Raw genomic sequence first — 8,348 nt, 5'->3', positions numbered from 1 at the left:
GTTCCGGGGGGCGATGGGGGTCTCCCCATCGCCCCCCGGAACGAATGCCCACACCACGGCGGCAGGGCCCGCTCAGCCGCAGGACGTCACCGCGTGACACCATGTGGACATGCCCTCCGTGTTCTCCGACCTGTCGCCGCACCCCATCGTGCAGGCCCCCATGGCCGGCGGCGCCTCATGCCCCGAGCTCGCCGCCGCCGTGTGCGACGCGGGCGGCCTCGGCTTCCTGGCTGCCGGGTACAAGACGCCGGAGGCCATGTACCAGGAGATCAAGCGGCTCCGCGGGCTCACCCAGCGCCCCTTCGGCGTGAACCTCTTCATGCCGCAGCCCTGCGTCGCCGACCCGTCCGCCGTCGAGGTCTACCGCGAGCAGCTCGCGGGCGAGGCCGCCTGGTACGAGACGCCGCTCGGCGACACCGACGGGTCGGCGGACGACGCGTACGAGGCCAAGCTCGCGATCCTGCTCGACGACCCCGTCCCGGTCGTCTCCTTCACCTTCGGCTGCCCCTCGCGCGCCGTCCTCGACGCCTTCGGCAAGACCGGCACGCTCACGGTCGTCACCGTCACCAGCGTCGCCGAGGCGCAGGCCGCCCAGTGGTCGGGCGCCGACGCCGTCTGCGTCCAGGGCATCGAGGCGGGCGGCCACCAGGGCACCCACCACGACGACCCGCAGGCCGACGGCACCGCCTCCGGCGTCGGCCTGCTGACGCTCATCGCGCAGGTCCGCGAGGCCGTACAGCTGCCGATCGTGGCGGCCGGCGGGCTGATGCGCGGCGGACAGATCGCGGGCGCCCTGGCCGCGGGCGCCGCCGCGGTCCAGCTCGGCACGGCCTTCCTCGTCACCACCGAGTCGGGCGCGAACGCGCTGCACAAGCGGGCGATGACGGACCCGCTGTTCACCGGTACCCAGCTCACCCGCGCCTTCTCGGGACGCCCGGCGCGCGGCCTGGTCAACCGCTTCATCCGCGAGCACGGCCCGTACGCGCCGGCCGCCTACCCGCAGATCCACTACCTGACCGCCGGGCTGCGCAAGGCCGCGGCCACGGCGGGCGACCCGCAGGGCATGGCGCTGTGGGCGGGCCAGGGCCACAAGCTGGCGCGCCAGCTGCCGGCCGGGCAGCTGGTCGAGGTGCTGATCGCCGAACTGGAGGCCGCGCGGGCGACGTTGACGCTCGGAGCCGCCACGTGACGGCTCCGGTCTTCCTGGTCGACCGCGACCGGCTCCGGCTCGGGGACGGCACGAGGGCCATCACGCTCGACGGCCCCGAGGGCCGCCACGCGGTGTCCGTACGGCGGCTGCGCATCGGCGAGGAGATCGTGCTGACGGACGGCGCGGGCAGCGGGGCGTACGGCACGGTGGCCGCCGTCGAGGGCAAGGACCGGCTGGAGGTCGCGGTCTCCGAGTTCCGTACGGAGGCCGAGCCGAGGCCCCGGATCATCGTCGTCCAGGCACTGCCCAAGGGGGACAGGGGCGAACTCGCCGTCGAGACCATGACGGAGACCGGTGCCGACGCGATCGTCCCGTGGGCGGCGGCGCGCTGCGTCACGCAGTGGAAGGGCGAGCGCGGCCTGAAGTCGCTGGGCAAGTGGCGGGCCACTGCCCGCGAGGCGGGCAAGCAGTCCCGCCGCCTCCGCTTCCCCGAGGTGACCGAGCCGATGACGACGCGTCAGGTCGCCGGGCTGCTGGCGGGGGCGGCGTTCGCGGCCGTGCTCCACGAGGAGGGCAGCGAGCCGCTGGCCACCGCGGAACTCCCCGCCGTGGGGGACATCGCGCTGGTCGTCGGCCCCGAGGGAGGCGTCTCCCCGGAGGAGCTTGCGGCGTTCGGGGAAGCGGGAGCGAAGCCGTACCGGCTGGGCCCGAGCGTGCTGCGCACCTCCACCGCGGGCACAGCGGCGACGGCCCTGCTGCTGGGCCGTACGGGCCGCTGGTCCTGACCGTACCCTGCCCACTGATCGCAAGTCACGGAAAGTGCTGGTCGGGTCCGCAGCGCGTGATTAGTGTGGCGGGGTGACCCAGCCTTCGACGCCTTCTTCGCCGCAGCCCTCGTATCTCCGCCACCCGCATCTGCACGGCGAGTTGATCACCTTTACCGCCGAGGACGACGTATGGGCCGCCCCCATCGACGGGGGCCGCGCCTGGCGGGTCAGCGCCGACAACATGCCCGTCTCGTACCCGCGCATCTCCCCGGATGGTGAGCACATCGCCTGGACCTCCACCCGCGACGGCGCGCCCGAGGTGCACATCGCGCCCGTGGACGGCGGCAGCTCCACGCGGCTCACCTACTGGGGCAGCTGGAAGACCGCGGTCCGCGGCTGGACCCCCGGCGGCGAGGTGCTGGCGATCAGCACGTACGAGCAGGCGTCCGTGCGCCGCACCTGGGCGCGGGCCGTCCCGCTGGACGGCGGCCCGGCGCGCACGCTCCCGTACGGTCCGGTCGGCGCCGTGGCGTACGGCCCGGGCGGGGCCCGCGGGGGCGTGTTGCTGCTCTCGGCGACCATGGGCCGCGAGGCCGCGGCCTGGAAGCGCTACCGCGGCGGCACGGCGGGCAAGCTGTGGCTCGACCGCGACGGGAGCGGGGAGTTCGGGCGGCTGCACGCAGAGCTCGACGGGAACATCGAGTGCCCGCTGTGGGTGGGGGACCGGATCGCGTTCCTCTCCGACCACGAGAGCACCGGCGCGCTCTACTCCTCCCTCCCCGACGGCTCCGACCTGCGACGTCACACCGCACTCGACGGCTTTTACGCCCGCCACGCGGCCACCGACGGGACCCGCGTCACGTACTCCTCGGCGGGCGAACTGTGGCTGCTGGACGACCTGGAGAGCGCGGAGCCGCGCCGCCTCGACGTCCGCCTCGGCGGCCAGCGCAGCGACCTCCAGCCGCACCCGGTGCGGGCCTCCGCGTATCTCGGCGAGGCCCGGCCGGACCGGACCGGCCGGGGCAGCGCGGTCGAGGTGCGCGGCAGCATCCACTGGGTCACCCACCGGGAGGGCCCGGCCCGCGCGCTCGCCGCGACACCGGGCGTACGCGGGCGGCTGCCGCGCGTCTTCCGGGCCGGACCGGGCGGCGACGAGCACGTCGTGTGGGTCACGGACGCGGAGGGCGAGGACGCCCTCGAGTTCGCCCCGGCCTGCGGTGCGGCTCCCGGCGCGGCCCCGCGCCGCCTCGGCGCCGGGCAGCTCGGCCGGGTCCTCGACCTCGCCATGGCCCCCGACGGCAGCCGCGCCGCCGTCGCCTCCCACGACGGCCGCGTGCTGATCGTCGAGCGGGAGTCCGGGGAGGTCCGCGAGGTCGTGCGCAGCGCGTACGGCGACGCCGACGGCCTCGTGTTCTCGCCCGACTCCGGCTGGCTCGCCTGGTCCCACCCGGGCCCGGGACCCTTGCGCCAGCTGAAGATCGCCAATGCCGCCGACCTGTCCGTCGCCGACGCGACGCCGCTGCGCTTCAACGACTTCTCGCCCGCCTTCACCGCCGACGGCAAGCACCTCGCCTTCCTCTCCGAGCGGGCCTTCGACCCGGTCTACGACGCGCACGTCTTCGACCTGGCGTTCGTCGGCGCCTGCCGCCCGCACCTCATCACGCTCGCCGCCGCCACGCCCTCGCCGTTCGGCCCGCAGCGGCACGGCCGCACCTTCGGGGACGACAAGGCGGACGAGGGCGGTGGCGGCGACCACCGGGAGGACCAGGACCAGGCGCCGCCCGCCACCCGTATCGACCTCGACGGGCTCGCCGACCGCATCGTGCCCTTCCCGGTCGAGGCCGCCCGCTACTCGACGCTGCGCGCCGCCGAGGACGGCGTGCTGTGGCTGCGCCACCCGCTGCGCGGCGTCCTCGGGTCGGCCCTGGCCACCCCGGAGGACGACGGGCCCACCACCGCACTCCTGCGCTACGACCTCGCCCAGCGGCGCGTAGAAGAACTCACCGGGGACGCCGACGACTTCGCCGTCAGCGGCGACGGCAGGCGGCTGCTGCTCCTCACCGGCGGCAAGCTGCGGGTCGTACCCGCCGACGGCAAGCCGTCCTCGGCGGGCGACGACGAGGACGGCGGGGACAGCCTCACCGTCGACCTGTCGCGGATCCGGCTGACCGTCGAACCGGCCGCCGAGTGGCGGCAGATGTACGACGAGGCCGGGCGCCTCATGCGCGACAACTTCTGGCGGCCGGACCTGGGAGGGGTCGACTGGGACGCGGTCCTCGACCGCTACCGGCCGGCGCTCGCCCGCGCCGCGACCCACGATGACCTGGTGGACCTGCTGTGGGAGGTCCAGGGCGAGCTCGGCACCTCCCACGCGTACGCCACCCCGCCCGGCGGGTACGGCGACCCGGCCCACCGGCAGGGGCTGCTCGGCGCGGACCTCGCCCGTGACGACGACGGGGTGTGGCGCATCGAGCGGATCCTGCCGTCGGAGAGCTCCGACCCGCACGCCCGCTCCCCGCTCGCCGCGCCCGGCGTGGCCGTACGGGCCGGGGATGCGATCGTCGCGGTCGACGGGCACCGGGTGGACCCGGTCACCGGTCCTGGCCCGCTGCTGGTCGGCGCGGCCGGCAAGCCCGTCGAGCTGACGATCGCCCCGGCCGGGGGCGGCGACCCGCGGCACGCGGTCGTCGTGCCGATCGCGGACGAGGAGCCGCTGCGCTACCACGCGTGGGTCGCGGACCGGCGCGCGTACGTGCATGAACGGTCCGGGGGGCGGCTCGGCTATCTGCACGTCCCCGACATGCAGGCGCCGGGCTGGGCCCAGATCCACCGCGACCTGCGCGTCGAAGTCGCCCGCGAAGGCCTGGTCGTGGACGTCCGCGAGAACCGCGGCGGGCATACCTCCCAGCTGGTCGTCGAGAAGCTGGCACGCCGGATCGTCGGCTGGGACCTGCCGCGCGGGCTGCAGCCGATGAGCTATCCGCAGGACGCGCCGCGCGGGCCGGTCGTCGCCGTCGCGAACGAGTTCTCGGGGTCGGACGGGGACATCGTCAACGCGGCGATCAAGGCACTGGGGATCGGTCCGGTGGTCGGCACGCGGACGTGGGGCGGGGTGATCGGGATCGACCACCGGTACGGGCTGGTCGACGGCACGGTGGTGACCCAGCCGAAGTACGCGTTCTGGCTTGAGGGTTACGGGTGGGGCGTGGAGAACCACGGGGTCGACCCGGACGTGGAGGTCGTCCACGCGCCTCAGGACTGGGCGGCCGGCCGCGACCCCCAACTCGACGAGGCGATCCGCATCGCCTTGGCGGCCCTGTCGGAAAACCCGGCGAAGTCCCCCCCGGACCTCCCGGCTTCGCCCTGACCGCTCGCACGGCACGCACGGCCACCGGCCATACGGCTGGGTGCAGTTGGGGGCGGGCACGGGGCCGGTTGTCGGCCCCGCCCGGCCAGGCGCTGTCAGACCCGCAGGGTGCGGTCGAGCCAGTCGAAGACGGTCTCGCAGTGCGTCTGCGGCGCCATGGGCGAGCAGTGGAGCTGAGCGCCCTGCGCGGCGGTGAGCTTGATGTACTTCTTCGGCGAGCGGAGCAGGTCGTAGAGGGCCTTCGGCTGGCCCGGATAGAACTGCTCGGCGTCGTAGTCCAGGACCAGCGTCGGGCACGTGATCTGCGGCACGACCTTGGCGATGTCGAGCGCGATGACGGCCTGGGCGGGCGTCCAGAAGTCGGTGAAGATGCGGCCCTCGCGGGCGGCGCGCATCACGGCCGGGTCGAACGGCTCGAAGCGCTTCTCCAGGAGGAAGCGGAACTCGGGGGTGAGCGTCGGCACGATCTCCTCGTTCCAGACCCGGTTGGTCTCCTCCTTGGTGTCCTGGAGGATGTCCCGGATCTCGGGCGGGAAGCCCAGCCACGGTGAGACGCAGCCGGGCATGGCGGCCAGCGCGGCGATGCGGTGCTCGGAGGCGGCAGCCCGCGGAGCGAGATTCCCGCCCATGCTCAGCCCGGTGAGCGCGATGCGGTCGTGGTCGACGTCGCTGCGCCGGTGGAGCCAGTTGACCAGCGGGGTCACCACGTGGTCCCAGCGGCTGGTGAACGGGATCTCGTTGACGTAGATCATCTGGCCCTGTCCCGGTCCGTCGTAGACCAGAGCGTTCCAGCCGCGCTCCAGGGCGGCGAACACGCCGTAGGTCCACATGTCGACGTTCTCGCCGTCGCTGCCATTGGTGAGGATGACCGTGGGGCGGCGGGCACCGGAGTCGTCGGGGCGGAAGAACCAGACCGGCATCTTCGCCTTGCCCCAGTTGAGGGTGGTCTGCTCGGCGGCCGGGTCGCAGAGCCGGGCGAAGAGGTCCCACTGTTCGCGGGCCGCCCAGTAGACGTTCTCCTCGGCGCCCGGATCGTCGCTGCCGAGGACGTAGAACAGAGCCTGCGCGTAATACTGGGACGCCCGGAGCGCCTCGGCCCGCTGGGTCTGCGTCCGGCCCTTCTTGCCGGCTGCGGCCGCGCTCGCGGCCAGCCGGTCGCCCCAGTCGAGGAAGGTCTTGGTGTAGGACTGGTTGCTCAGCCCGGCCCCATTGATGGAGTTGACGGCGGTGAGCACCTCGCCGACCTCCGAGGCGCCGTACCCCGCGGCGCCGAGCGCCAGGAGTGCCGAGAAGTTGAACCCGGGGTCGGTGAAGAGCTGCATGGCCCCGGGGGTCGGGGTATCGGCGGGCTCGGCCGGAGACGTGGGCTTCGGGGTGGGAGGGGCAGCGAACGCCGTGTCGCCTGCCGCCGCGGAGACGGTGGCCGCACCTGCTCCAGCGACGAGTCCTCTGAGGGCAACACGCCTGGTCAGGTCGTGTCCGGAAGGTGTGGAAGCGTGGGTCATCCTGGCAACGTAAAAGGCCGGATGTCCTTCCCTGAGGCGCCACTCGCGCCATGCTCCGAATGGACCGGTCCGCTTCACCATCCGCGAGCCTTCGGGTGCGGCAGGGGGGCTGAGAGGGTGCTCTCCGGCTGGGCCGACGGGCTGGGACAAGGAGGCGTACCTCCCGTGCTGCGCGCCGCAGGCGGTTCGTAGGGTGGGGGCATGTCCGAGGAGACACCGCTCATCCGCAGTCTGCGCGCCGCCGTTGAGGCCGCGCCGGAAGACGTACCGCTGCGCCTGCACCTCGCTGGGCTGCTGCTCGACGCCGGGCACGGTGACGAGGCCGTGGCCGAGATCGCGGCGGCGCTGCAGCGCTCGCCCGGCGACGCGCAGGCGCGGGCTCTGATGGCACGGGCCATGGGCGGCAGCCCGCCGCCCGCCCCGGACGGCGGCGCGGCACAGGCTCCCGCGCCGCAAGCGCCCGCGCCCCAAGCCCCTGCCTCAGACGGCGGGTTCGACTGGCAGGCGGCCGAGCGCGAGGTCGGGGATGTCGTACCGCCGCGCTTCGTCCCGTCGTCGGACGACAGCGAGGGCGGCGGTGCGGGCGGCGGTGAGGGCGGCCGTAAGGAAGAGCGCCTTCAACCGCCCCTCGCCGCCGACGGCCCCGCCGACCCCGGCGGCGCCTCCACCTGGGACGTCGAAGCCGCCGGCGCCGTACGCCTGGCCGACGTCGGCGGCATGCACGAGGTGAAGGAGCGCCTGGAGGCGGCCTTCCTCGCCCCCATGCGCAACCCCGAGCTGCGCAGGCTCTACGGCAAGAGCCTGCGCGGCGGCCTGCTCCTCTACGGCCCGCCGGGCTGCGGCAAGACGTTCATCGCGCGCGCCGTCGCGGGCGAACTCGGCGCGCAGTTCCTGTCCGTGTCGCTCAGCGATGTCCTCGACATGTGGATCGGCGCCTCCGAGCGCAACCTCCACGACGTCTTCGAGACCGCCCGCACCTCCGCCCCCTGCGTCCTCTTCCTCGACGAGATCGACGCTCTCGGCGCCAAGCGCAGCCGTATGCACCACAGCGGGCTGCGCAACACCGTCAACCAGCTCCTGACCGAGCTGGACGGAGTGAACGGCGACAACGAGGGCGTGTTCGTGCTCGCCGCCACCAACCACCCCTGGGACGTGGACACGGCCCTGCGCCGCCCCGGCCGCTTCGACCGCACGCTGCTCGTCCTGCCCCCCGACGAGCCCGCCCGCGAGGCGATCCTCCGCTACCACCTGCGCGACCGCCCCGTCGCGGGCATCGAGCTCGGCAAGCTGGTGCGCCGTACCGACGGATTCTCCGGCGCGGACCTGGCCCACCTCTGCGAGACCGCGTCCGAGAAGGCGCTGCTCGACTCCGTCCGCACCGGCGAGCCCCGGATGATCGGCATGCCGGACCTGATGGAGGCGGCCAAGCAGCTGCGGCCGTCCACGGACGCGTGGTTCGCCGCGGCCCGCAATGTCGCGATGTTCGGCAACGAGGGCGGCACGTACGACGACCTGCTCGCGTATCTCAAGCGCAAGAGGAAGCTGTGACGTCCGTGACA

5 protein-coding genes are annotated in these 8,348 nt (G+C 73.9%); 4 read left to right on the top strand and 1 reads right to left on the bottom strand.

All coding sequences use genetic code 11. From position 1 onward, the window contains the following. Positions 1 to 109: 109 nt before the first annotated feature. From ACTWP8_RS02285 to ACTWP8_RS02275, 3 genes are all read left to right on the top strand, one after another. On the top strand, positions 110 to 1,189 hold the full coding sequence (locus tag ACTWP8_RS02285) for a nitronate monooxygenase (protein ID WP_443320428.1): 1,080 nt from the start codon (positions 110 to 112) through the stop codon (positions 1,187 to 1,189). Beyond that, positions 1,186 to 1,935 carry a 16S rRNA (uracil(1498)-N(3))-methyltransferase gene (locus tag ACTWP8_RS02280; protein ID WP_443320427.1) on the top strand — a complete coding sequence of 250 codons (750 nt, stop codon included), beginning with the start codon at positions 1,186 to 1,188 and terminating at the stop codon, positions 1,933 to 1,935. The genes ACTWP8_RS02285 and ACTWP8_RS02280 overlap by 4 nt, the downstream gene beginning before the upstream one ends. A gap of 73 nt (positions 1,936 to 2,008) precedes the next feature. Then, on the top strand, positions 2,009 to 5,284 hold the full coding sequence (locus ACTWP8_RS02275; RefSeq protein WP_443320426.1) for a S41 family peptidase: 3,276 nt from the start codon (positions 2,009 to 2,011) through the stop codon (positions 5,282 to 5,284). A 95-nt stretch (positions 5,285 to 5,379) separates the two neighbouring features. Here the strand turns inward: ACTWP8_RS02275 and ACTWP8_RS02270 are convergent, their stop codons facing one another. Next, positions 5,380 to 6,606, bottom strand: coding sequence for an alpha/beta hydrolase family protein (locus ACTWP8_RS02270; protein WP_443320425.1), 1,227 nt, complete (start codon positions 6,604 to 6,606; stop codon positions 5,380 to 5,382). Between the two features lie 384 nt (positions 6,607 to 6,990). Here ACTWP8_RS02270 and ACTWP8_RS02265 point away from each other — a divergent pair, with 384 nt between their 5' ends. Next, positions 6,991 to 8,337 carry a tetratricopeptide repeat protein gene (locus ACTWP8_RS02265; protein ID WP_443320424.1) on the top strand — a complete coding sequence of 449 codons (1,347 nt, stop codon included), beginning with the start codon at positions 6,991 to 6,993 and terminating at the stop codon, positions 8,335 to 8,337. Positions 8,338 to 8,348 lie beyond the last annotated feature (11 nt).

The sequence above is a fragment of the Streptomyces sp. 7N604 genome (genome assembly GCF_052245475.1).
Lineage (GTDB): Bacteria > Actinomycetota > Actinomycetes > Streptomycetales > Streptomycetaceae > Streptomyces.
This window is presented reverse-complemented; position numbering and strand designations above follow the sequence as displayed.